Origin of the sequence: Photobacterium phosphoreum (genome assembly GCF_002954725.1) — a bacterium.
Lineage (GTDB): Bacteria > Pseudomonadota > Gammaproteobacteria > Enterobacterales > Vibrionaceae > Photobacterium > Photobacterium phosphoreum.
This window is the reverse complement of the sequence record NZ_MSCQ01000001.1, coordinates 2,312,990-2,334,717: the sequence shown is the minus strand read 5'-3', so window position 1 is coordinate 2,334,717 and position 21,728 is coordinate 2,312,990. Positions and strand designations below refer to the sequence as shown.

Below are 21,728 nucleotides of genomic sequence, written 5' to 3'. Positions count from 1 at the left end.
TCAATTCTGTAATCTCTCCGCTCTATTGAGCCAAGAAATAAATAGTGGCTCCCTCTACTGGACTTGAACCAGTGACATACGGATTAACAGTCCGGCGTTCTACCAACTGAACTAAGAGGGAACAGATTTTGTCGTTGCTTGACACCATACTTCAAAATAGAAGAAATGGTGCCTCGAGGCGGAATCGAACCACCGACACGAGGATTTTCAATCCTCTGCTCTACCGACTGAGCTATCGAGGCAACGGGGCGTCATTAAAAGGGTTTTGAGCCTTTTCGTCAACCTTTTTTTTATAAAAAATGATTATTTAAGTGTAAGTGTTGGCTTTTTGTTCGTTGTGGCGTTATTTTTCGCTTTTTTTAATGTTTTCCGCCGTTTGAGTTACGGCGGAATATCTCTTTGATCTCAATATTATTTTGCTGGTGGTGTATAACCTTCAATTACTACATCTTTACCTTCAAACAAAAAATTGACCATTTCTGTCTCAAGTAATTGGCGATGTTCAACATTCATCATGTTAAGTTTTTTTTCATTAATCAGCATGGTTTGCTTCGCTTGCCACTGTGCCCATGCTTGTTTGGAAATACTATCAAAAATGCGTTGGCCAAGCTCTCCTGGGTACAATTGAAAATCTAAACCTTCAGCATCTTGTTGTAGATGGACACAAAAAACAGTACGGCTCATGGAATATTCCTTCATGCATTGATAATTAAGTGACAGCGCCAGTGGCTGTATTTATAACTGCTGTATTTATAACAATAGTTATACCAGAGTCGGCTGATAGCGGCTAGGCACGATCTATGAATAACAACCGCTCAATTACTGTGGATATAGCAGCCCATCAAGGATCTTTTGTACTGGGGCTGCGAGACCAATTTTGGCAGGATCATGAAGATCATACCATTGCCCTTGGCACTCATGGATCACATCAGGCATCTTATTCAATGTGAATAAAATAGGCACAATATCAAGGTGATAATGACTAAATGTGTGTCTAAATGCGATTAACTGCTGTTGGTTAGCGATCATTGTTTGCGGTTGACCGAGCTGCTGTAACAGCAAATCATCAAGATCGTCATTGTCATGCTGCGGGAAACACCATAAGCCGCCCCAAATACCCACTTGTGGCCGCTGCTCAAGCCACACTTTGTCGCCATAACGTAAAATCGCGAACCAAGTTTGTTTTTCTGGCATCACTTTTTTAGGTTTTTTACCCGGGAATTCAGTTTGGCGCTGTTGGGCTTTGGCAATACATTGGGCTTCTATTGGGCATAAATCGCATTTAGGTTTGCTACGGGTACAAATCATTGCCCCCATGTCCATCATTGCTTGGTTGTAGCGTTCGACACCCATCGCCGGTGTATTTTCAGTTGCAATTTCCCATAACGCATTTTCTACCGGTTTTTTCCCCGGCCAGCCTTCAATCGCATAGCAACGGGCAAGGGTACGTTTAACATTACCGTCTAAAATAGGATGGTGATGTTTTAACGATAGCGATAATACTGCCCCTGCTGTTGAACGTCCGATACCCGGCAGGGCTTCAACTTCTTCAATGGTGGTGGGAAACTCACCATTGTGCTTTGAGACAATTAACTGTGCCGCTTTATGAAGATTACGGGCGCGGGCGTAATAGCCTAAGCCGGTCCATAAATGCAGTACTTCATCTTGTTCAGCGGCTGCGAGATCGACCACTGTTGGGAAGCGCGCCATAAAGCGTTCAAAGTAAGGGATCACGGTGGCAACTTGGGTTTGTTGCAACATAATTTCAGATAACCATACTTTATAGGGGGTCTTTTGGTGTTGCCATGGCAGGGTTTTACGGCCGAATTTATCATACCACGCTAAAATAGCGTCGGAAAAAGCTGTACTCACGGTGGGCTCACTTTACTTAATGGATATTAGCAATGTCATGTTGCGCTTTATTATGGAATGAGCTTGCGGAAAGTTGGAGTCCATGGAGACGATCCCTTATACTGCAACTCATTAATGTAATGGCGTCTATAATGACGTTATTGACTAAGATTGCATCATAAACTGGTGATTATCACAATTGATAGACTTGAATTGAGCCTATAAGTTTGGATAATGCCGTTCCGTTTCTTTTTTTGTTTGGATAGTTAGCATGAGCGAAGTTTCAAAAAAGTCAGGTGACGTAACTCTGACTGAATTTACCGATGAAGGCAAAATGGTTCGTAAGATCCGCAGTTTTGTTCGTCGTGAAGGCCGTTTAACCAAGGGCCAAGAGCATGCGATGGAAAAAAACTGGCCAGCTATGGGTATTGATTTCGCCACTGAAATGCTGGACTGGACACAAGTCTTTAACCGTGAAGCGCCAGTTGTATTAGAAATTGGCTTTGGCATGGGTGCATCATTAGTTGAAATGGCACAAACTGCGCCAGAGAAAAACTATGTTGGTATTGAAGTACATAGTCCAGGTGTTGGTCACTGTTTAATGGGCGCAGAAGCGGCTAATTTAACCAACCTACGCGTAATGTGTCATGACGGTGTTGAAGTGTTTGAACACATGATCCCTGATGGTAGCCTAGATATGGTGCAGTTGTTCTTCCCTGACCCATGGCACAAAGCCCGTCACCATAAGCGTCGTATTGTTCAGCCTGAATTTGCTGAGATGCTACGTAAGAAGCTTAAAATTGGCGGTGTTTTCCATATGGCAACTGACTGGGAAAACTACGCAGAGCACATGGTAGAAGTGATGGATGCTGCACCGGGTTACAAAAACACGGCTACAGATGGCGCTTACATTGATCGCCCACAAGATCGTCCTTTAACAAAGTTTGAAGCTCGTGGTCATCGCCTAGGTCATGGCGTATGGGACATGAAGTATATGCGTACTGAATAATTGCAGACATTGCTGTGCCAATCGATTAGGGTGTCAGCAGTTATTGCATTATTTATTTAGAAAGCCAACTTTTGTTGGCTTTTTTGTTATTGGAGATGAAGTAAATGAAGCCGACAGAAACTTTGCTTAAAGGCATTTTAGATGAAGTTAGACCTTTGATTGGTCAAGGAAAAGTAGCTAACTATATTCCTGCTTTAGCTGAGGTTCCTGCGAATAAATTAGGCATCGCTGTGTGTTATAACGATGGTGAAATTATTCAAGCCGGTGATAGCCAAGAAAGCTTTTCTATTCAATCGATCTCCAAAGTATTATCGCTAACGTTGGCAATGGCACTCTATGAACCCGATGAATTATGGGCGCGTGTCGGTAAAGAGCCATCGGGTCAGGCATTTAATTCAATGATCCAGCTAGAATTAGAAAATGGCATTCCGCGTAATCCATTTATTAATCCCGGTGCAATTGTTATTTCTGACATGCTTTATAGCCGCTTGTGTGCACCGCAATATCGCATGCTTGAATTAGTGCGGGAATTATCTTGTAACCCACAGATTGTATACGACAAAATTGTGGCTAATTCTGAGATGCAGCACAGTGATCGCAATGCCTCGATTGCCTATTTAATGCGGTCATTTGGTAATTTCAATAACGAAGTAATGCCAGTACTTAATAACTACTTTAGTTATTGCGCATTAAAAATGAGTTGTGTCGATTTAGCGCGTACATTTTCTTATTTAGCAAATAAAGGTCAGCCTTTAGGTGCAAAAACGCCAATTATTAGCCAAACTCAAAGTAAGCATATAAATGCATTGCTTGCGACATGCGGGCTATATGATGGCGCGGGAGAATTTGCTTACCGTGTTGGTATGCCGGGTAAATCAGGTGTTGGTGGCGGTATTGTGGCGATTGTACCAGGGGAAATGACCATTGCAGTATGGTCGCCAGAATTGGATCAATCAGGGAATTCCTTGGTGGGTACCGCAGCATTAGAAAAGTTATCAGCACGGATTGGACGTTCTATTTTTTAGTGGGTATATGTCATCAATGATATGTCGCAACCCACTTTTTCAGGGAAGCGAGTATTGTTTATGAATATTAGGTCTTATATAAAAAATGGCTGTGGGTTATTACTTGGATTAAGCATCAGCTCATCCGTTATGGCTGTCGAGTGTCAGCCATTGTGGCAAAATAATGTCAGTTTTACGGATGAAAAATTAATTCTAGAGCACGAAACGCAGACTTTCACGATCAAAAATAATGGTCAGCTTTATTTTGATATTCATAAAGTAAAATTAGACCCTAAGCAGAGTCAAATGCTGGCTAAATATTACCAAATGATAGCGACTGATTTACCGTATGTTTTATCTCATGGCCAGCGTATTGATACTCAGTTATGTGATTTTGCAGCAGTACGTATTAATCAAGAAAATAAAATTCGACAACATATTCCAGCGTTGAAAAATTGGCATAGCGTTAGCTTGAAATAATGCGGTTACTCTTTGATGGGATTAGCATGTTTTGATGAAATGTGTTGATAACAAAAAAAGCGATTCACAGAGGTGAGATCGCTTTTTTGTGGCTGTTTTTATGACAGTTTTTAACGTTATTTTTAATAACGGATGATAGGGTTTAACTAGTCATCATCTTCAACAAAAGCGGCCAATAAATCATTTAAAAATAGCTTGCCGTGTTCAGTGATCTGCCAATGATCGCCATTGTCTTGCAAATATTTTTGTTCGATTGCCCAATCGATGTTGGCTTCAATGGTCGTTAACGGTAAACCAGTACGATCAATGAAATCTTGCTTTGGACAGGCTTCTAATAATCGAAATCTGTTCATGAAAAATTCAAATGGACGCTCGCTATCAGCAACGGAGATTTGCTCGCTTAAATAAGGCTTATCTGCGTGTAAGTATCCACGTGGATGTTTGACTTTCACGGTACGAATAATACGCCCATCATCAAAACTTATCTTGCCATGTGCACCGCAGCCAATGCCTAAGTAATCACCAAAGCGCCAATAATTTAAATTATGCTGGCATTGTTTGCCGACTTTACTGTAGCCCGAAATTTCATATTGCTGATAACCTGCTGCGGTTAACAGCGCATGGCCTTGCTCAAAAATATCCCATAAATCATCGTCATCAGGCAATGTCGGTGGTTTTGAGTAATACAGTGTATTGGGTTCAATCGTCAGCTGATACCAAGATAAATGCGGTGGATCAAGTGCGATCGCTTGTTTGAGGTCACTGATCGCATCAGCAATCGATTGATCAGGTAAGCCGTGCATCAGATCAGTATTAAAACTGTTTAATCCGGCAGATTTTGCCAGTTCAATTGCTTTAATCGCTTCTTGGCTGCCATGAATACGGCCTAAACGCTGTAATTTGTCATCTTGGAAACTTTGAATACCAATTGAAATGCGGTTGACCCCTGCGTGGCGATAACCTTCAAAACGACCAGCTTCAACGGTGCCAGGATTGGCTTCCATAGTGATTTCAATATTGTCACTAAAGGGAATGCGGGTTTCAATGGCGGCCAGTAAACGGCCAATTTCAGTCGGAGAAATTAAACTTGGCGTACCACCACCAATAAAAATTGAATGCAGTGGTCGTTGACCATTCATTAATTGATACGCCATCAGATCCGTTTCCAGATCGTCAATTAACGCATCAATGTAATCAAGTTCTGGCAGTTCAGTTTTTAGCGCGTGCGAATTAAAGTCGCAATAGGGGCACTTTTGGACACACCAAGGAATGTGAACATATAAGCTGAGTGGTGGAGGAACAAGCATTAGTTCGCCTTTAGTACACTGAAAAGTTGTTGAAGCGCTTTACCACGGTGTGACAATTGTTTTTTACGGCTTGGATCTAATTGCGCTGAAGCACACTGATCTTCAGGTACCCAGAAAATAGGATCGTAGCCAAAGCCATTGTCACCATGACGTTGTGTTAAAATGCTACCTTCCCATGAGCCATGACACACTAACGGGGTTGGATCATTTTCGTGACGCATCATCACTAATACACAATGAAAACGTGCACTGCGTTGTGCTTCAGGTACACCATCCATTGCTGCTAGTAGTTTATCAATGTTTTCCGCATCTGTTGCGCCTTCTCCGGCAAAGCGAGCTGAGTAAATACCCGGTGCACCGTTAAGGAAATCAACTTCAAGACCTGAATCATCAGCAATCGCTGCACAACCGGTTTCTTTGGCAGCATGACGTGCTTTGATAATTGCATTTTCAATAAAAGTGGTACCTGTTTCCGCCACTTCTGAAACGTTAAAATCGCTTTGAGCGACAACATCAAAACCAAAATCAGCCAGAAGATCAGCCATTTCTTTTACTTTTCCTTGATTGCCTGTTGCCAGTACCAGTTTGCTCATATTGAATGCCTTTTGAAAACGTTAATTCACTAATGAGCGCTATGATAGCCGTTGTGGGAATAATAACAAAGTCGCGTACTCCGCAAGGCTATTTTGTGGGGGATTATTGGATATAAAAAAAGCGAACATCGGAATGATATTCGCTTTTTTATGATAGCAACTGACAGCAAAACTATTGCATTAGATTAGCGATTGTTTCTGGGATCTGCTTGGGATCTTCGATTCGAATTTGTTTATGGCGACCTTGAAAGCCTTTTTCCACGTGTACTAATCCTTTTGCTACTTTAAATTGCTTAGCTAAGTATTTGGCTAAATGCGCATTCGCTTTACCGTCAACGGGAGGCGCTGTAATGGCAATTTTTACTTCACCACCATGCAGACCAACAATTTGATCGCGGCTGGCTTTGGGTTGAATGTAAAGTCGAATAACGACATCATCCCCTTGGCGACAGACAGCGACAGCACTCATAATTGGAACCAAATCGGCCCAATTAAATCACCCATTAAATAGTTAGCAAACTGCAATCCTAAGAAGATCACTAGAATACTTAAATCTAAACCACCCATTGCTGGTAAAACACGACGAATCGGTGCCATTAGGGGTTCAGTAAGTTGATTCATAACATATTCCATTGGGCTACGACCTTGGCTGACCCAACTTAAAATCGCACGGATCAATAGTACCCAGAATAATAATCCGCCCGCGGCTTTAATCAGTGCTAATAGACCAAAGAATAAGAACATTGGACTAAAGGCTGATGCGCCACCCGTTAACGCCAGTTGCAACAGAATAAATTTAGCCACACACAATATGTAACCGAATAAAATGGTCGCCATATCGATAGAGCCAATGGATGGGATCACACGGCGTAATGGCGCCACAACCGGTTGGGTTGCTTTAACAATAAACTGTGAAAACGGGTTGTAAAAATCTGCGCGTGACCATTGTAGCCAAACACGTAACAGCACAATCATGATATATAAATCAAAAACTGTGGTGATTAAAAAAGCGAGTGAATTCATAATTAAACCTTAAAACAATTGTTCCATTTCTTGAGCACGAGCAACTGCAGATTGCATTGCTTTAGCCACTATTTCTGTTAGATGGTGTTGATTGAACGTATTAATTGCTTCTGCTGTCGTGCCGCCTTTAGAAGTCACTTGCTGACGCAGTGTAGCCAGATCCGTGTCAGGATTTGCTTGCACCATTTCCGCCGCGCCTAATGCTGTTTGTTGAACTAACAAGCGTGCGGTTTGTTCATCAAACCCTTGTGCCATTGCTTGTTGTTGAATTGCTTCCATAAATAAGAAGAAGTAAGCGGGCGCACTGCCAGCTGCGGCAATGATACCATTGATATCTGCTTCTTGTTTAACCCAGCAAATTTCACCAACGGCTTGTAATAACTGGCTTGAAAACTGATGATCTTGCGGTGCTAATGTCGAATCTGCATACAAGCCACTCATGCCTCTACCAATTAATGCTGGTGTGTTTGGCATTACGCGCACTAATTGCAGTTGGCTATCAAGCAGGGTTGCTAATCGCGCACAACTGATACCAGCAGCAATCGAGATCACTAATTTATTACTGAAATCGACCGCTTGCAATGGCAAACATACATCAGCCATTAATTGGGGCTTTACCGCCAGTACCACCACGTCAGCTTGTTGCGCTGCGCGCAGGTTATCACTGTCGATATTAATACCAAAATCATCCTTTAACGGTGCAAGGCGAGTTTCACTTGGCGCTGTCGCCGTGATTTTCTTAGCATCGTAACCACTGGCAATTAAGCCGGCGATAATTGAACGTGCCATGTTTCCGGCACCGATAAAGGCGATAGAACGCTGTTCCATGTAATATCCTTTGTATTGGTACGACACGCAAACAAGTAGGCTGAGTCGTTAACCGTTATTGAAAAACAAGTGTTAGGATTTAGGCCTGGCTGCCATAGTCGCGAGCACCAAACAAAGCAGTACCAATACGCACCATGGTACTACCTGCAGCAATCGCGGCTTCCATATCACCACTCATGCCCATTGATAGGGTATCAAGTTGTGGATGATGAGGTTTTAGTCGTGCCAATAAATCAGCGAGCTTTTTAAAAGCAGCGAATTGGCTATCATAATCGGTTTCGGGTTGTGGAATCGACATTAATCCGCGTAAAACTAATTGCGGCATGGTGGCAATCTCTGCCGCTAGTGCAATTACTTCATCTTCGTTAATGCCAGATTTGCTCGCTTCACCACTGGTGTTAACTTGCAACAGCACATTTAATGGTACCATGGTTGCTGGGCGTTGTTCATTTAAACGGGTTGCTGTTTTAAGGCGATCAATCGAATGTACCCAATCAAAATGCTCGGCAATTGGGCGGGTTTTATTCGACTGGATCGGGCCAATAAAGTGCCATACTAATTGGTCTGCTGCCGGATGACCCGCAAAATAATTAACTTTATCGACCCCTTCCTGAACATAGTTTTCACCAAAAGCAACGAGGCCGGCATCAATCGCTTGCTCGATCGCGGCAACGGGCTTGGTTTTACTTACCGCTAACAGTTGCACCGAATCAGTAGCTCTGCCGCATTTTTCAGTTGCTAATGCCATCTCTTTGATGACCTGTGTAATATTTTGCTTAATACTGTTCATAATTTATTCTTGAGGAAAATATATGGATATCACCGAATTACTCGATTTTAGTGTAAAGCATAACGCATCAGATCTGCATCTTTCTGCGGGCGTTCCACCAATGATAAGAGTTGATGGTGATGTGAGAAAGCTCAGTTTACCAGCTTTAGATCATAGCGAAGTCCATCGTCTGATATTTGACATTATGAATGATGCTCAGCGTCGTGAATATGAAGAAAAATTAGAAGTCGATTTTTCTTTTGAATTACCCGACATTGGTCGCTTCAGGGTTAATGCTTTTCATCAGTCGCGTGGCTGTTCAGCTGTGTTGCGAACCATCCCGATTCACATTCCTACGTTAGCCTCTCTTAATGTGCCAGAGGTTTTTTATGATATTGCTCAGCTCAACCGTGGGCTGGTACTGGTAACAGGTGCAACAGGCTCTGGTAAATCAACCACGATTGCAGCCTTAGTAGATTATATCAATAGTAATTATCAACGCCATATTTTGACCATTGAAGATCCGATTGAATTTGTTCATACAAGTAAAAGCTGTTTGATCAACCAACGGGAAGTCCATCGCGATACGCTAAGTTTTCAAAATGCGCTACGTTCATCATTACGTGAAGATCCCGATGTGATTGTGGTCGGGGAATTACGCGATCAAGAAACCATTAGTTTAGCGTTAACCGCCGCAGAAACAGGTCACTTAGTGTTAGGGACATTGCACACCAGTTCAGCCGCTAAAACTGTTGACCGTATTATCGATGTTTTTCCCGGTAGTGATAAATCGATGGTGCGCTCAATGTTATCTGAATCATTACGCGCAGTCGTAGCACAGCACTTATTGAAATGTACTACTGGTGGGCGAGTAGCTTGTCATGAAGTAATGATGGCAACGCCAGCGATCCGTAACTTGATCCGCGAAGATAAAATTGCCCAGATGTATTCAATGATCCAAACCGGTTCATCGCTTGGCATGCAAACTATGGAGCAAAGCGTAAAAATGCTGGTGGCACAAGGAATGGTCGAAGCTGAAGAAGGGCGTCGTATTCTTGATAGCAGTAAACGTGGTTTTTAAATAAAGGAATAACCGCATGACCTTAGATGACATCCTTGAGCAGATGGTGGCTAAAAAAGCCTCCGATTTATATATCACGGTTGATTCAGCGTGTTTATTAAAAATTGATGGCAATTTGCATGATGTTGGCGAAATGCTCACTCGCAGTAGGGTTGATAGTTTGTTTGATCAAGCCATGGATGCCAACCTGCGCCAAGAATTTATCAGCACCAAAGAAGCTAACTTTGCGTTAGTGAGAAATGATTTACGATTTCGAGTTAGTGCGTTTTGGCAACGAGAATTACCAGGGATGGTGATCCGTCGAATTGAAACCCAAATTCCACAAATGGATGATTTACAGTTACCGATTGATATGGAGCGGTTGGCATTATCAAAACGCGGTTTAGTGTTAATTGTCGGTGCAACGGGATCGGGTAAATCAACCTCAATGGCTGCAATGACAGGTTACCGTAATCAGCATCGCAGTGGTCATATTTTAACGGTTGAAGATCCGATTGAATTTGTCCATAAACATAACAAATGCATTATCACTCAGCGCGAAGTTGGACTGGATACTGCCAGTTATGAAGTGGCGTTAAAAAACTCCTTACGCCAAGCACCAGACATGATTTTAATCGGTGAAATTCGCAGCCGTGAAACGATGGAATACGCGTTAAATTTTGCAGAGACTGGGCATTTATGCATGGCTACTTTACATGCCAATAATGCTAATCAGGCATTAGAGCGTATTTTACATTTGGTCCCTAAAGAGCGGCGTGATCAATTTTTATTTGATTTATCTCTCAACCTTAAATGTATTTTAGCGCAGCAGTTAGTGGCTGACGCTAATGGTGTTGGTCGTCATGGGGTGTATGAATTATTACTGAATACACCACGAGTGGCTGATCTTATTCGTCGTGGTGAACTGTATGAAATTAAAGATGTGATGGCTAAGTCGACCGAAGCCGGAATGATAACCTTTGACCAATCACTGTATGCCTTATTTAAGGAAGGTAAAATCAGTGAACAAGATGCGCTTCATCATGCCGATTCTGCTAACGATTTACGGTTGATGATCAAAGTGGGTGATCCAACCGCTAAACCGTTAAATAGTTTATCGGGCGTAATATTAGAAAATAAATAATAAGAATAAAGCCTATGATGATCCTTTTGCTAAAAGATCATCATGATAAAATAGCCTTTAATTTTATCTAACGAGCTAATTTTAATTAAGACACTGATTTTTATTGTTTTTATTTTAAAGGAAAAGATCGTCAATTCAGTGAATGAGCTTTTGGGTTTAAGTGATCCAAAAGCTGTACAAGCTGATCAAGTGAGTGATAATGCGGCTTGAGAACAGACTGACAGCCTGATCGAAAATAGCTGTCAGCTTTGTGATGATCTTATGTGTTGAAGCTGTACCGTAAAAAAAAAGACAAGCCCAGAGAGGGAAGCTTGTCTTTTTTTTATTGTTTAAAGCGGAATGAAGTATGAATAATCGCTGTCGATTAAGCGCCGTATTGACGTTCAAACCAGCTTTCTAAAATCACTACCGCAGATTGTGAATCGATGTTGCCTTTACTTAATGAGCGATAACCACCGCGTTCAAATAACTCAGCTTTCGCTTCAACGGTACTTAAACGTTCATCGTGTAATTCAACGGCGAAACCAAATCGACCATGGATACGGTTAGCAAATTTCTTTGCCCGTGGCGCGATGGTTTCAAGTTCTTTACCTGCAAGATCTAATGGCAGCCCAACAACGATTAAATCCGGTTGCCATTCTTTAAGAATTTTTTCAATGTCATCCCAATTAGGAATGCCATCTTTGGCTTTTAAAGCAGCCAGTGGACTCGCTGTCCCTGTGAGTTCTTGACCGATAGCAACACCAATACTTTTGGTGCCGTAATCAAAGCTTAATACGCTACGAGTTTGACTCATGCATGACCTATATCTGATGACAGATTCGCGGGGCTAATCCCCAATTTTGCGAGAGCTTGTTGCCAGCGCTGATCTATCGGAGTGGAAAAAATAATGTTGCTATCGGCTTCAATAGTGAGCCAATTATTATTGGCTAATTCTTGTTCCAGTTGACCATCATCCCAACCAGCATAACCGAGTGCCACAATAAATTGTTGTGGTGCTTTATCGGTGCCGAGTTGAGCTAAAATATCTAAAGAAGTGGTGACTGCCAGTTGTGGGGTGATAACAATACTAGAGGTATAATCAGCTTGAATAGTATGGAGTACAAAGCCGCGATCTTCGGCAACGGGACCCCCATTGAGCACTGGATATTCAAGACTTAATGGATCAACTAAAGGCAAGGTTCGTTCGATATCAATTTGATCGAGCATGTCAGTAATTGAGATCTCAATCGGTTGATTAATGATGATGCCCATAGCACCTTCATCATTATGCTCGCAAACATAAATAACACTATGCTTGAAATTTGGATCTTCCATCGTGGGCATTGCCACTAAGAAATGATTGGTCAGATTCATTTACAGCACCATTAAATACACATCAGCACCGATGATGGTGTTGATAGTAAAAAGCAGCGATCATATATAATCGCTGCGTTCTTGGTTTGATTATGGCTGATGTTTAGCGCTTAGGTGATCTTAGTTAGCGTTAATTCGGCGCTCAATCGCATCCATTAATTTTCCTGTGATTGAAATATCAAACGCAGCTTCAATTTCACAGATACAGGTTGGGCTGGTCACGTTAATTTCAGTGAGCTTGTCACCAATCACATCAAGGCCAACAAAGATTAAGCCTTTCTGTTTTAAAATTGGCGCGACTGTTTCGGCAATTTTACGATCAGTGTCGCTAATTGGACGTGCTTCACCACGACCGCCAGCAGCAAGATTACCGCGAGTTTCGCCTTTAGCTGGAATACGCGCTAGGCAGTATGGCATTGGTTCGCCATCAACCACTAAAATACGCTTATCACCATTACTGATATCAGGCACGAAGGTTTGCGCCATACAGTAGTTTTCGCCCATTGCGGTTAGCGTTTCAATGATCACTGATACGTTAGGATCATTTTTCATCACACGAAAGATAGATGAACCACCCATACCATCAAGCGGTTTTAGGATCACATCACCGTGTTCTTTGTGGAATGCTTTTAGCTTGTCAGCACGACGAGTAACAATCGTGGTTGGCGTTAGTTCTGGAAACCATGCGGTAAACAATTTTTCATTACAATCACGTAGGCTTTGCGGTTTATTAACGATCAAAGCACCGTTATCTTCTGCACGCTCAAGAATGTAAGTCGCATAAATGTATTCAGTATCAAACGGAGGATCTTTACGCATTAATACAGCATCAAGATCTGCTAATGGGATCTCTTGCTCATTATGGAATTCAAACCAGTCGTTGGGATCTTTTTTTACAGTGACTGTGCGAGTACGTGCAATCGCGACACCTTGCTCTAAAGAAAGATCGCTCATTTCCATGTAGTGTAATTCCCAACCACGACGCTGTGCTTCCATCATCATGGCAAAGGTCGAATCTTTTTTGATATTGATAGACTGGATAGGGTCCATCACAATACCTAGCTTGATCATTGTTTTCTCCTGATTACTTAGCCTAGATCACCAAAGCGAACTTGCAGTGCGGTAATGGCTGTCATTGCGGTAGTCTCAGTGCGTAATACACGTGGGCCTAATAGAATTTCGTCAAATTTATATTGCTCAGTCATGCTAATTTCTTCAGCAGACAAGCCGCCCTCAGGACCTATCAATAATCGTACTTTGGTTACTGGGGTAGGGAGGGTGTTAATAGAATAATGTGCACGAGGGTGTAAATTTAGTTTTAAACCATCATATTCTTCAGCGCACCATTGCTCTAGTTTCATTACTGGGCGAATGGTAGGCACGACATTACGGCCACATTGTTCACAGGCTGCAATTGCAATCTTTTGCCACTGCTCAAGTTTTTTCTCAAATCGTTCAGCATTAAGTTTAACGCCACAACGCTCAGAAATAAGTGGTGTAATAGTATTAACACCCAACTCAACAGATTTTTGAATAGTGAATTCCATTTTATCGCCACGTGAAATCACTTGGCCTAAGTGGATATCTAATGGCGATTCAATACTATTCTCAACCCGCGCCTGAATCTCAACTTCAACACTTTTTTTACTGGCGTTGCTAATCACTGCGGGGAATTCAGCGTTACTGCCATCAAACAGTAATACTTGTTGCCCAACTTGCATCCGCATTACGCGGCCAACATGGTTAGCCGCATCGTCGCTAAGCATAACCGTACCTTGGCTTGGTAAAGGTTGTGGGTGGTAAATTCGTGGAATTCTCATGATGCGGTCATCTGTCGTAATGATTAAGTAATACCTGATATTACCACGGTTAGCCGCAGAGGGAGGGCAAAAGTTAATGACTGAAAGTGCCTAAATAGAGCCGCATAAACAATAATAGCCGCGTTTAATCACGACCATTATTGTCAGTGAATATTTGGCTTATAAATTGGCTTTTTCACATGCCTCAACAACGAAAGGATTGTGATTGCCTTGTTTGGTGGCGATAAGCTGATCACGTTGGCATTCCCATTGCGTCACGGGGTATTGTTTATGCCATGCTTCCATTAATTGTCGTTGCTGTTTTGATAGTGAAAAATCATATTGTTGGTTCATATATAAGTAAGTACGCGCTATTGCTCCACGTGCTATTTCTGGTGGGTTGGCGCGTTTGTTTTTAAAATCTATTCGCATTTTACATTGACCATAGGTGACACCACTATCGTCATTCCAAGGTCTAAATTTAAAGTTAGAACGGTCGCCATTTACCTCACCGATAGCGGGGGTTAAATTGTGGAGATCGGCTTCCATGATTCTAAATTTTTGCACTTTCTTACAGGTTTTGCGGCCACCATCTTGCCAGCATTGGAGTTGATGTCCAAATTGCCATGCTGGAACAACATGCTCCCACTCAATACGATTAGCCCGCCGTTGCTGCTTTCTGACTTGGTAACCACATTGTGCTAATTCTGGTACACCTTTTTTATTGATCCATTTAATCGGGCAACCACAATAAAAACTGACGGGATGTGTTTGATAGATTTCGACCGCAATTTTTTTTGATTTAGCAAAAGAGGTTGAAGAAGAGGGGGTAGCAATAGTAACCGTTGGTATGAACACCACCAACATGAGCCATTTAGATGGAAATTTCATTGAATATCCCAATAAAAATAAACAGTAGTTTTAGCTTACTGATATTTATCTTTTTGAGATGTCGATGGGGCAATGTTGTAACTGTTAATTCACGTTATTACTGTAATTCAACATTATTCTAATTATTGCGTGTCAGTCTTAAATTGTAACGGTTGTTTGCATTTGCGACAGTGGTAGCTTGCTTGGCCGCGGTTGACTTTATTATGACGACGAATTGTTAGTGGGTATTCACTACATGGACAGTGATAAAGATAAGTCGTTCCTGCCACAGAACTGACATTAAAGTTGTGGGTTGTTCTCGGCGTAACCTTAAACACTTCGGTCATGATAAGTTGCCATTCACGACCATGGGGACGAACACGACCAAATAATTTAAACACCACTAAATGGGCGACTTCATGAGCAACCACTTCGTTAATAAAAGCGTCAGGGTTTTCAGCCAGTAAGACCGGATTAAAGCGTAATTCCCATTTTTGCAGATGGGCAGTACCGGCAATTTTGCCACGCTGATTGAAATTAACGGTGGGTATAGTTAAGCGTTTATTGAGGCGTTGATTGGCATGTTGAATACACAACGTTACGTGAGTAAGCACTTGCTTTTGTAGCGGGGTCATAGCCTTAAATATCCTCGGTTAAAATCTATATTGGTAGGTAATTAACGTTGCTGACTATACACCGCAAGATAAATATTGACGATTATTTTATTTTAGATATAAAAAAGGGACGAATAATCGTCCCTTAGTGTTTGATAAACTTAAATTTATTATTATTTAAGTTTAGCGAAGTCGCGTAGTGCGTCTACTTTGTCTGTTTTTTCCCAAGGGAATTCTTCACGACCAAAGTGACCGTATGCAGCCGTCTTTTTGTAGATAGGCTGAAGTAAGTTTAGCATTTCTTGTAGGCCATATGGGCGTAGGTCGAAGTGCTGACGAACCGCTTCAATAATAATATCTTGATGTACTTTCTCAGTACCAAACGTTTCAATCATGATAGACGTTGGATCTGCAATGCCGATAGCATATGAAAGTTGAATTTCACAACGATCAGCCATACCTGCGGCAACGATATTTTTCGCTACATAACGTGCTGCGTATGCTGCTGAACGGTCAACTTTTGATGGATCTTTACCAGAGAATGCACCACCACCGTGACGCGCTGCGCCGCCGTAGGTATCAACAATAATTTTACGACCTGTTAAGCCACAGTCACCCATTGGGCCACCGATAACAAAACGACCGGTTGGGTTAATAAAGAATTTAGTATCTTTACGTAACCACTCTTCAGGTAATACTGGCTTGATGATTTCTTCCATTACAGCTTCACGTAGATCGGCTGTTGAAATTGAATCACTGTGCTGAGTTGATAATACAACCGCATCAATACCAACAATTTTACCTTGATCGTATTCAAATGTTACTTGAGATTTCGCATCAGGACGTAACCAAGGTAGGCTGCCATTCTTACGTACGTGTGCTTGACGTTGAACCAGGCGGTGAGCGTAAGTAATCGGTGCAGGCATTAACTCTTTAGTTTCGTTGGTTGCATAACCAAACATAATACCTTGGTCACCAGCGCCCTGCTCTTTAGGGTCTGCTTTATCAACGCCTTGGTTGATGTCTGGTGATTGCTTACCAATGGTATTTAATACTGCACAAGAATTAGCATCAAAGCCCATGTCAGAGTGAACATAACCGATTTCGCGCACTGTTTCACGAGTGATTTCTTCGATATCAACCCAAGCTGATGTTGTGACTTCGCCACCGACCATTACCATGCCAGTTTTTACGTAAGTTTCACAAGCAACACGTGCTTTAGGATCTTGTTCTAAAATTGCATCCAAGACTGCGTCTGAAATTTGATCTGCAATTTTATCTGGATGTCCTTCTGATACTGATTCGGAAGTGAACAGATGTTTAGCCATTGATGGTCTCACTTATATTCATAAATTTGGTAGAACGGTAGCGGTAATACTGATACTGCATTCTATACGTTTATATGTATAGAGCTACCTCCGTCTAGACGTCTATAATACCCTGACCAATTATAAAATCAACAATGTAATCTGTAAGGATTTAGTCAAAACCTTAACTTATTAAATATTAAGATTTTTATTATTACTCTTTTGAAGCTAAAACCTTAAAATTAGAGTGATTGCATATCATTGAATAAATTGGATTTTTTAAAAAAGAAAACGATTGCTATCAGCGGCATCTATTTGAGACAATATTACCGCGAAAGTAATTGCCCGCTGGTAAAGGCGGCATTATTGAAACGTAATTTATTATTTTATGACTATTTGGAGCAGATATGTCTTCTAGCAATGCGGTGTCTCGTAAAGAACTAGCCAATGCAATTCGTGCACTTAGTATGGATGGTGTGCAACAAGCTAACTCAGGTCACCCGGGTGCGCCAATGGGAATGGCAGATATTGCTGAAGTATTATGGCGTGGGCATTTAAACCATAATCCACGTAATCCAAATTGGGTTGATCGTGATCGTTTTATATTATCGAACGGCCATGGCTCAATGCTGATTTATTCTCTGCTTCATTTAACAGGTTATGATTTATCGATTGATGATCTTAAAAACTTCCGTCAATTACATTCAAAAACACCGGGTCACCCTGAATATGGTTACGCGCCAGGGATTGAAACCACAACAGGTCCTTTAGGCCAAGGTATTACCAATGCGGTCGGTATGGCGTTGGCTGAAAAATCGATGGCTGAACAATTTAACCAGCAAGGGCACGACATTGTCGATCACTATACCTACGCCTTTATGGGTGATGGTTGCATGATGGAAGGTATTTCTCATGAAGCGTGTTCACTGGCGGGGACATTAGGCTTAGGTAAGCTGATTACTTTCTGGGATGACAATGGTATTTCGATTGATGGTGAAGTAGAAGGTTGGTTCTCAGACGATACCGCTAAACGTTTTGAAGCTTACGGCTGGCATGTGATTTCAATGGTTGATGGTCATGATGCCGATGCTATTCATACTGCGATTGAAGCTGCAAAAGCACAAACAACCAAGCCGACACTTATTTGTTGCCAAACTATCATTGGTTTTGGTGCGCCAAATAAAGCCGGTTCACATGATTGCCACGGTGCACCACTGGGTGCTGAAGAAATTGCTGCTGCACGTGAATTCTTAGGTTGGAACCACGGCCCATTTAAAATTCCAGCTGACATTGCGGCAAATTGGAATGCAATTGAAGCAGGTAACGCTAAAGAAACCGAATGGAATCAAAAGTTTGCTGCTTATAGCGCGGCTTACCCTGAATTAGCGGCTGAGTTTACCCGCCGTATGAAGGGTGATTTACCTGCTAACTGGGAAGTTAAAACCTCAAAGATCATCGCTGATCTACAAGCGAATCCGGCTAATATCGCATCACGTAAAGCCTCACAAAATGCCCTAGAAGCGTATGGTCAGTTCTTACCTGAGTTTATGGGCGGTTCTGCCGATTTAGCACCATCTAATTTAACCATGTGGTCAGGTTCTAAATCACTAACCCCAACGGATGCATCAGGTAACTACATTCATTACGGTGTGCGTGAGTTTGGTATGACTGCCATTATCAACGGTATTGCGTTGCATGGTGGTTTTATTCCTTACGGTGCGACGTTCCTAATGTTTATGGAATACGCTCGTAATGCATTGCGTATGGCTGCTCTGATGAAAATTCAGAACATTCAGGTTTATACTCACGATTCAATTGGTCTAGGTGAAGATGGCCCAACTCATCAGCCTGTCGAACAAGTTGCATCACTGCGTTTAACCCCGAACATGAGTACATGGCGTCCGTGTGATCAGGTTGAGTCAGCAGTGGCATGGAAATACGCTATTGAGCGCAAAGATGGCCCAACAGCATTGATCTTCTCGCGTCAAAATCTTGATCAGCAGGATCGTAATCCAGAGCAAGTCGCTAACATTACTAAAGGTGGTTACATTCTTAAAGATTGTGCCGCTACACCTGAGCTTATTTTAATTGCAACAGGTTCTGAAGTAGGTATTGCGGCGCAAGCGTATGCTGAACTAACCGCTGCGGGTCGCCAAGTACGTTTGGTTTCAATGCCAGCCACTGACTTATTTGATAAGCAAACTGCCGCTTACCGTGAAAGTGTATTACCTGCAAATGTGACTGCACGTATCGCGATTGAAGCGGGTATTGCTGATTACTGGTACAAGTATGTTGGTCTTAATGGTCGCATTATTGGTATGACAACCTTTGGTGAGTCAGCACCTGCTGATGAGTTGTTTACCATGTTTGGCTTTACCGTTGAAAATATTGTTAATAATGCCAATGCGTTACTTGGGTAGAATGAGGCTTTAGCTTAGAATTACGCCTTTAGAAGGTCGCAAATAGCGACCTTTTTTTATGGCGATAATTCCTGGTAAACATTAAAAATGATAACAGTATCTAACTTTTTAATTCATTACCAAAACTAATCCGAAGGTGTTGTTTTTATCGCTTTAAAAGCGTAGTTAAATACCTATAATGACCCTCATCGAAACACGACCACAAGCCTTATAGAGTCAATGGTTAGGCTATGGTTGTACTATTTTAAAAGCTTAGTTTATTGAGGAAAAAGAAATGACTGGTATCGTTAATAAAATTATTGCACTTTACACACCTGTATTCGCTACTATGTACAAAAGCGGTAACATGACTAAGTAAAGTCAACGTTAAGGTTCCCCCCCTTAACCACGCTATATTTCCTAAGAAGGCTTTGAACTAATTTGTTCAAAGCCTTTTTTGCGTTTAGGCCTCAAATAGATTTTCTTCAAAAACCGAACAACGCTAAAACCATACGTTTTGGATATATTTTTATATTCTTACATGCTGCTAACGCTGTATTTCGCTGACGTTTGTCAATTTTTAGGTTTATTACATTATTTATCTTTTCTTTCTTTTGATTATGATTAAAATAAACTCATAAGTTTACTTTTGGGGTTTTGTGATGAAAAAAGCTATTTTAGGATTATTGTTAGGTGCAATGGCATTTGCTTCGATTCCTGCGCAAGCAAATGGTTGGGGTTCTTGGGGCGAGACTAAAAAAGGTCGCGTTGAGAGTGCTCGAATTTGTGGTAGCAATGGCTATATTTTTAAAGTGCGTGATAGTTTTTATGTTGCGAAATACCAATCAGGTAAACGCTTTGCCGTTGGTGTTCCAGTTAAAGCGCGTTTTGGCAAAAATAAATGGTTACGTGTTGAAGGGCTTAAAAATGACGGTAATTACCTTGTTAAGCGTAAGTACTACAGCCTAGCTAAAGCTAAAGCGAGCGCATGTGGCTTAGCTTGGTAAATATATTTAAAAGATTTTGAGATAAGGCCGTCTAACGGCCTTGTTGAATCATTAGCACGATATAAAATGGGCCAAAAAGTCACGGATCTCATAACGTGCTATTCATGCACTTAGATGGCTCTTTCTGTGTTAGAGACATAATTAGGTAAGGTAGTAACATAAGGTGCAAACCATGATCCTTCAATATTGTGTGATTCGATGTCGATAATATAAATATCATCATTCTGACCTTCAACTACGCCTAGTATCATTCCGTCTGCTTCACCTGTCACGTTGATCGATACATCAAACCAGTATGTAGCACATTCTTTATTAAGCTCTTTACTTGAAAATACGGCTTCCATTTTTCTCTCCAAATCACAAATCTATGCAGATTATAAAACGTGATTAAACGTAAAAAACTGAACTTGATCAGTGATCACGCTTACCTGTTTGCTTAAACTGACGTTAGCTTATACCTTGAAGGAATTGCTAAGTTGGCGGTAGATCACAACAATAGTAATGGAAGTAAAAAAGTGTCGATCAGGAGTAGGAGGGTTATTAAATCAGCACTTTTGCACTAGGTGTATATCCACCGGCTTTTGCTATTTGTTTTCCAAGCTCGTAATCTGAAATACAAATTAGTGGCTAGTTTTATTTGACCACTTCATTTACACCCAACCCACGAAAACTCCTGATAACTCATATCCTCCTATAGCGACCAATTGCCTTGCTGTTCCTCGTCCCTTGTTCCTAAAACCCTTGTCTTTTATATTATCCCTGTGTGGTAATAATCTTTTGTTATTTGCGTGTATTGTTTTGTTTTTGGTAATTGTTAATATAACCCCATCGAAACGCAGACAGCGTTCAGCAATAACAATAAACAAAAGGTTTACCGACTCATGAAAACAGTTATTAAAGCAATTATCGCGACTGCTATTATCGCTACTTCTTACACTGCTTCTGCACGTGATGGCGCTTTCACAGGTAACGTTAACCTCAACAATCAAGCGAATAATAGTGTGGTTGCAAGCCACTATGCAGTAAACGGTACAGCTGATAAATCACATTCAGGCATTGTGATTACTAACAAAAACAGCCACATGAGCTTTAATGAAAAACTATTATCAGCCGCTGATAAGTAAAATTTAGAAGTAGAATACATCACACTTTACGTACAATTTAATTATTACCTATAAGTAAAAGTGTTTTTGTTTTATCTCTATTGTTACCAAAATGGCGAGGTGTAGAATGGCTGCGTCGACACAAATAATAACCACTAAGTTCGATATAGCACATTACATCACCACCTATTGATAACGCGACATC

General features: G+C 41.4%; 24 protein-coding genes and 2 tRNA genes. 8 read left to right on the top strand and 18 right to left on the bottom strand.

What is annotated here, in order from left to right; translation table 11 throughout:
• Positions 1-45 precede the first annotated feature (45 nt).
• The 4 genes from BTO21_RS10215 to mutY all read right to left on the bottom strand — a co-directional run bounded on the left by BTO21_RS10215 (position 46) and on the right by mutY (position 1,872).
• Positions 46-121: transfer RNA gene (locus BTO21_RS10215), tRNA-Asn, on the bottom strand.
• A gap of 45 nt (positions 122-166) precedes the next feature.
• Positions 167-242: transfer RNA gene (locus tag BTO21_RS10210), tRNA-Phe, on the bottom strand.
• A gap of 169 nt (positions 243-411) precedes the next feature.
• The gene (locus BTO21_RS10205; RefSeq protein WP_045032181.1) at positions 412-684 is read right to left on the bottom strand and encodes an oxidative damage protection protein; all 273 of its coding nucleotides are present in this window, start codon (positions 682-684) and stop codon (positions 412-414) included.
• Positions 685-819: 135 nt separating this feature from the next.
• Positions 820-1,872, bottom strand: coding sequence for an A/G-specific adenine glycosylase (gene mutY, locus BTO21_RS10200; protein ID WP_045032182.1), 1,053 nt, complete (start codon positions 1,870-1,872; stop codon positions 820-822).
• A gap of 250 nt (positions 1,873-2,122) precedes the next feature.
• Between mutY and trmB the strand changes: the two genes are divergently transcribed.
• The 3 genes from trmB to BTO21_RS10185 all read left to right on the top strand — a co-directional run bounded on the left by trmB (position 2,123) and on the right by BTO21_RS10185 (position 4,344).
• A complete protein-coding gene (trmB, locus tag BTO21_RS10195) occupies positions 2,123-2,860 on the top strand; it encodes a tRNA (guanosine(46)-N7)-methyltransferase TrmB (protein ID WP_045032185.1) in 738 nt (245 codons plus the stop codon).
• Between the two features lie 104 nt (positions 2,861-2,964).
• On the top strand, positions 2,965-3,885 hold the full coding sequence (gene glsB, locus BTO21_RS10190) for a glutaminase B (protein WP_045032186.1): 921 nt from the start codon (positions 2,965-2,967) through the stop codon (positions 3,883-3,885).
• Between the two features lie 60 nt (positions 3,886-3,945).
• Positions 3,946-4,344: a YggN family protein gene (locus tag BTO21_RS10185; RefSeq protein WP_065195403.1), complete on the top strand. Its 399-nt coding sequence runs from the start codon at positions 3,946-3,948 to the stop codon at positions 4,342-4,344.
• Positions 4,345-4,490: 146 nt separating this feature from the next.
• On the opposite strand, the gene hemW is transcribed toward BTO21_RS10185, so the two are convergent.
• The 6 genes from hemW to BTO21_RS10155 all read right to left on the bottom strand — a co-directional run bounded on the left by hemW (position 4,491) and on the right by BTO21_RS10155 (position 8,885).
• Positions 4,491-5,651 (bottom strand): radical SAM family heme chaperone HemW, encoded by a 1,161-nt coding sequence (hemW, locus tag BTO21_RS10180; protein ID WP_045032188.1) that lies wholly within the window; start codon positions 5,649-5,651, stop codon positions 4,491-4,493.
• Entirely contained in the window at positions 5,651-6,244 is a 594-nt protein-coding gene (locus BTO21_RS10175) for an XTP/dITP diphosphatase (protein WP_045032190.1), read from the bottom strand. The genes hemW and BTO21_RS10175 overlap by 1 nt, the downstream gene beginning before the upstream one ends.
• A gap of 172 nt (positions 6,245-6,416) precedes the next feature.
• The gene (yggU, locus tag BTO21_RS10170; RefSeq protein ID WP_045032192.1) at positions 6,417-6,713 is read right to left on the bottom strand and encodes a DUF167 family protein YggU; all 297 of its coding nucleotides are present in this window, start codon (positions 6,711-6,713) and stop codon (positions 6,417-6,419) included.
• Entirely contained in the window at positions 6,710-7,267 is a 558-nt protein-coding gene (locus BTO21_RS10165) for a YggT family protein (protein ID WP_045032194.1), read from the bottom strand. Before BTO21_RS10165 ends, yggU begins: the two co-directional genes overlap by 4 nt.
• A 9-nt stretch (positions 7,268-7,276) precedes the next feature.
• A complete protein-coding gene (gene proC / locus BTO21_RS10160) occupies positions 7,277-8,095 on the bottom strand; it encodes a pyrroline-5-carboxylate reductase (protein WP_045032196.1) in 819 nt (272 codons plus the stop codon).
• A gap of 79 nt (positions 8,096-8,174) precedes the next feature.
• On the bottom strand, positions 8,175-8,885 hold the full coding sequence (locus BTO21_RS10155; RefSeq protein ID WP_045032198.1) for a YggS family pyridoxal phosphate-dependent enzyme: 711 nt from the start codon (positions 8,883-8,885) through the stop codon (positions 8,175-8,177).
• A gap of 22 nt (positions 8,886-8,907) precedes the next feature.
• On the opposite strand from BTO21_RS10155, the gene BTO21_RS10150 reads away from it, so the two are divergent.
• Both BTO21_RS10150 and BTO21_RS10145 read left to right on the top strand, forming a co-directional pair.
• Positions 8,908-9,945 (top strand): type IV pilus twitching motility protein PilT, encoded by a 1,038-nt coding sequence (locus BTO21_RS10150; protein WP_045032200.1) that lies wholly within the window; start codon positions 8,908-8,910, stop codon positions 9,943-9,945.
• A gap of 16 nt (positions 9,946-9,961) precedes the next feature.
• Positions 9,962-11,068, top strand: coding sequence for a PilT/PilU family type 4a pilus ATPase (locus BTO21_RS10145; RefSeq protein ID WP_045032202.1), 1,107 nt, complete (start codon positions 9,962-9,964; stop codon positions 11,066-11,068).
• Between the two features lie 364 nt (positions 11,069-11,432).
• Here BTO21_RS10145 and ruvX read toward each other — a convergent pair whose 3' ends face one another.
• The 7 genes from ruvX to metK all read right to left on the bottom strand — a co-directional run bounded on the left by ruvX (position 11,433) and on the right by metK (position 17,035).
• Positions 11,433-11,864 carry a Holliday junction resolvase RuvX gene (gene ruvX, locus BTO21_RS10140; protein ID WP_045032203.1) on the bottom strand — a complete coding sequence of 144 codons (432 nt, stop codon included), beginning with the start codon at positions 11,862-11,864 and terminating at the stop codon, positions 11,433-11,435.
• Entirely contained in the window at positions 11,861-12,424 is a 564-nt protein-coding gene (locus BTO21_RS10135) for a YqgE/AlgH family protein (protein WP_045032205.1), read from the bottom strand. Before BTO21_RS10135 ends, ruvX begins: the two co-directional genes overlap by 4 nt.
• Positions 12,425-12,544: 120 nt before the next feature.
• Positions 12,545-13,495: a glutathione synthase gene (gene gshB / locus BTO21_RS10130; protein WP_045032207.1), complete on the bottom strand. Its 951-nt coding sequence runs from the start codon at positions 13,493-13,495 to the stop codon at positions 12,545-12,547.
• A gap of 17 nt (positions 13,496-13,512) precedes the next feature.
• Positions 13,513-14,244 carry a 16S rRNA (uracil(1498)-N(3))-methyltransferase gene (gene rsmE, locus BTO21_RS10125; RefSeq protein ID WP_045032209.1) on the bottom strand — a complete coding sequence of 244 codons (732 nt, stop codon included), beginning with the start codon at positions 14,242-14,244 and terminating at the stop codon, positions 13,513-13,515.
• A 159-nt stretch (positions 14,245-14,403) separates the two neighbouring features.
• The gene (locus BTO21_RS10120; RefSeq protein WP_232606888.1) at positions 14,404-15,090 is read right to left on the bottom strand and encodes an endonuclease; all 687 of its coding nucleotides are present in this window, start codon (positions 15,088-15,090) and stop codon (positions 14,404-14,406) included.
• 146 nt (positions 15,091-15,236) lie between these two features.
• On the bottom strand, positions 15,237-15,728 hold the full coding sequence (locus tag BTO21_RS10115) for a SprT family zinc-dependent metalloprotease (protein WP_045032213.1): 492 nt from the start codon (positions 15,726-15,728) through the stop codon (positions 15,237-15,239).
• A gap of 152 nt (positions 15,729-15,880) precedes the next feature.
• On the bottom strand, positions 15,881-17,035 hold the full coding sequence (gene metK / locus BTO21_RS10110; RefSeq protein WP_045032215.1) for a methionine adenosyltransferase: 1,155 nt from the start codon (positions 17,033-17,035) through the stop codon (positions 15,881-15,883).
• Positions 17,036-17,421: 386 nt separating this feature from the next.
• Here metK and tkt point away from each other — a divergent pair, with 386 nt between their 5' ends.
• Together tkt and BTO21_RS10100 are read left to right on the top strand one after the other, a co-directional pair.
• Entirely contained in the window at positions 17,422-19,434 is a 2,013-nt protein-coding gene (gene tkt, locus BTO21_RS10105) for a transketolase (RefSeq protein WP_045032217.1), read from the top strand.
• 641 nt (positions 19,435-20,075) lie between these two features.
• Positions 20,076-20,420, top strand: a complete 345-nt coding sequence (locus BTO21_RS10100; protein ID WP_045032219.1) for a hypothetical protein — start codon at positions 20,076-20,078, stop codon at positions 20,418-20,420.
• 110 nt (positions 20,421-20,530) lie between these two features.
• On the opposite strand, the gene BTO21_RS10095 is transcribed toward BTO21_RS10100, so the two are convergent.
• Positions 20,531-20,764: a hypothetical protein gene (locus tag BTO21_RS10095; protein WP_045032221.1), complete on the bottom strand. Its 234-nt coding sequence runs from the start codon at positions 20,762-20,764 to the stop codon at positions 20,531-20,533.
• 537 nt (positions 20,765-21,301) lie between these two features.
• Between BTO21_RS10095 and BTO21_RS10090 the strand changes: the two genes are divergently transcribed.
• On the top strand, positions 21,302-21,544 hold the full coding sequence (locus BTO21_RS10090) for a hypothetical protein (RefSeq protein ID WP_045032924.1): 243 nt from the start codon (positions 21,302-21,304) through the stop codon (positions 21,542-21,544).
• The last annotated feature ends 184 nt before the right edge of the window (positions 21,545-21,728 follow it).

What these genes read in the sequence shown, in the direction of transcription:
- glsB (WP_045032186.1), top strand. Translation starts at nt 2,965, where the DNA reads ATGAAGCCGACAGAAACTTTGCTTAAAGGCATTTTAGATGAAGTTAGA.
- BTO21_RS10100 (WP_045032219.1), top strand. Translation starts at nt 20,076, where the DNA reads ATGAAAAAAGCTATTTTAGGATTATTGTTAGGTGCAATGGCATTTGCT.
- tkt (WP_045032217.1), top strand. Translation starts at nt 17,422, where the DNA reads ATGTCTTCTAGCAATGCGGTGTCTCGTAAAGAACTAGCCAATGCAATT.
- BTO21_RS10120 (WP_232606888.1), bottom strand. Translation starts at nt 15,090, where the DNA reads ATGTTGGTGGTGTTCATACCAACGGTTACTATTGCTACCCCCTCTTCT.
- rsmE (WP_045032209.1), bottom strand. Translation starts at nt 14,244, where the DNA reads ATGAGAATTCCACGAATTTACCACCCACAACCTTTACCAAGCCAAGGT.
- BTO21_RS10155 (WP_045032198.1), bottom strand. Translation starts at nt 8,885, where the DNA reads ATGAACAGTATTAAGCAAAATATTACACAGGTCATCAAAGAGATGGCA.
- BTO21_RS10175 (WP_045032190.1), bottom strand. Translation starts at nt 6,244, where the DNA reads ATGAGCAAACTGGTACTGGCAACAGGCAATCAAGGAAAAGTAAAAGAA.
- BTO21_RS10205 (WP_045032181.1), bottom strand. Translation starts at nt 684, where the DNA reads ATGAGCCGTACTGTTTTTTGTGTCCATCTACAACAAGATGCTGAAGGT.
- BTO21_RS10185 (WP_065195403.1), top strand. Translation starts at nt 3,946, where the DNA reads ATGAATATTAGGTCTTATATAAAAAATGGCTGTGGGTTATTACTTGGA.
- BTO21_RS10090 (WP_045032924.1), top strand. Translation starts at nt 21,302, where the DNA reads ATGAAAACAGTTATTAAAGCAATTATCGCGACTGCTATTATCGCTACT.
- trmB (WP_045032185.1), top strand. Translation starts at nt 2,123, where the DNA reads ATGAGCGAAGTTTCAAAAAAGTCAGGTGACGTAACTCTGACTGAATTT.
- BTO21_RS10095 (WP_045032221.1), bottom strand. Translation starts at nt 20,764, where the DNA reads ATGGAAGCCGTATTTTCAAGTAAAGAGCTTAATAAAGAATGTGCTACA.
- gshB (WP_045032207.1), bottom strand. Translation starts at nt 13,495, where the DNA reads ATGATCAAGCTAGGTATTGTGATGGACCCTATCCAGTCTATCAATATC.
- metK (WP_045032215.1), bottom strand. Translation starts at nt 17,035, where the DNA reads ATGGCTAAACATCTGTTCACTTCCGAATCAGTATCAGAAGGACATCCA.
- hemW (WP_045032188.1), bottom strand. Translation starts at nt 5,651, where the DNA reads ATGCTTGTTCCTCCACCACTCAGCTTATATGTTCACATTCCTTGGTGT.
- proC (WP_045032196.1), bottom strand. Translation starts at nt 8,095, where the DNA reads ATGGAACAGCGTTCTATCGCCTTTATCGGTGCCGGAAACATGGCACGT.
- BTO21_RS10150 (WP_045032200.1), top strand. Translation starts at nt 8,908, where the DNA reads ATGGATATCACCGAATTACTCGATTTTAGTGTAAAGCATAACGCATCA.
- BTO21_RS10115 (WP_045032213.1), bottom strand. Translation starts at nt 15,728, where the DNA reads ATGACCCCGCTACAAAAGCAAGTGCTTACTCACGTAACGTTGTGTATT.
- ruvX (WP_045032203.1), bottom strand. Translation starts at nt 11,864, where the DNA reads ATGAGTCAAACTCGTAGCGTATTAAGCTTTGATTACGGCACCAAAAGT.
- yggU (WP_045032192.1), bottom strand. Translation starts at nt 6,713, where the DNA reads ATGAGTGCTGTCGCTGTCTGTCGCCAAGGGGATGATGTCGTTATTCGA.
- BTO21_RS10135 (WP_045032205.1), bottom strand. Translation starts at nt 12,424, where the DNA reads ATGAATCTGACCAATCATTTCTTAGTGGCAATGCCCACGATGGAAGAT.
- BTO21_RS10145 (WP_045032202.1), top strand. Translation starts at nt 9,962, where the DNA reads ATGACCTTAGATGACATCCTTGAGCAGATGGTGGCTAAAAAAGCCTCC.
- BTO21_RS10165 (WP_045032194.1), bottom strand. Translation starts at nt 7,267, where the DNA reads ATGAATTCACTCGCTTTTTTAATCACCACAGTTTTTGATTTATATATC.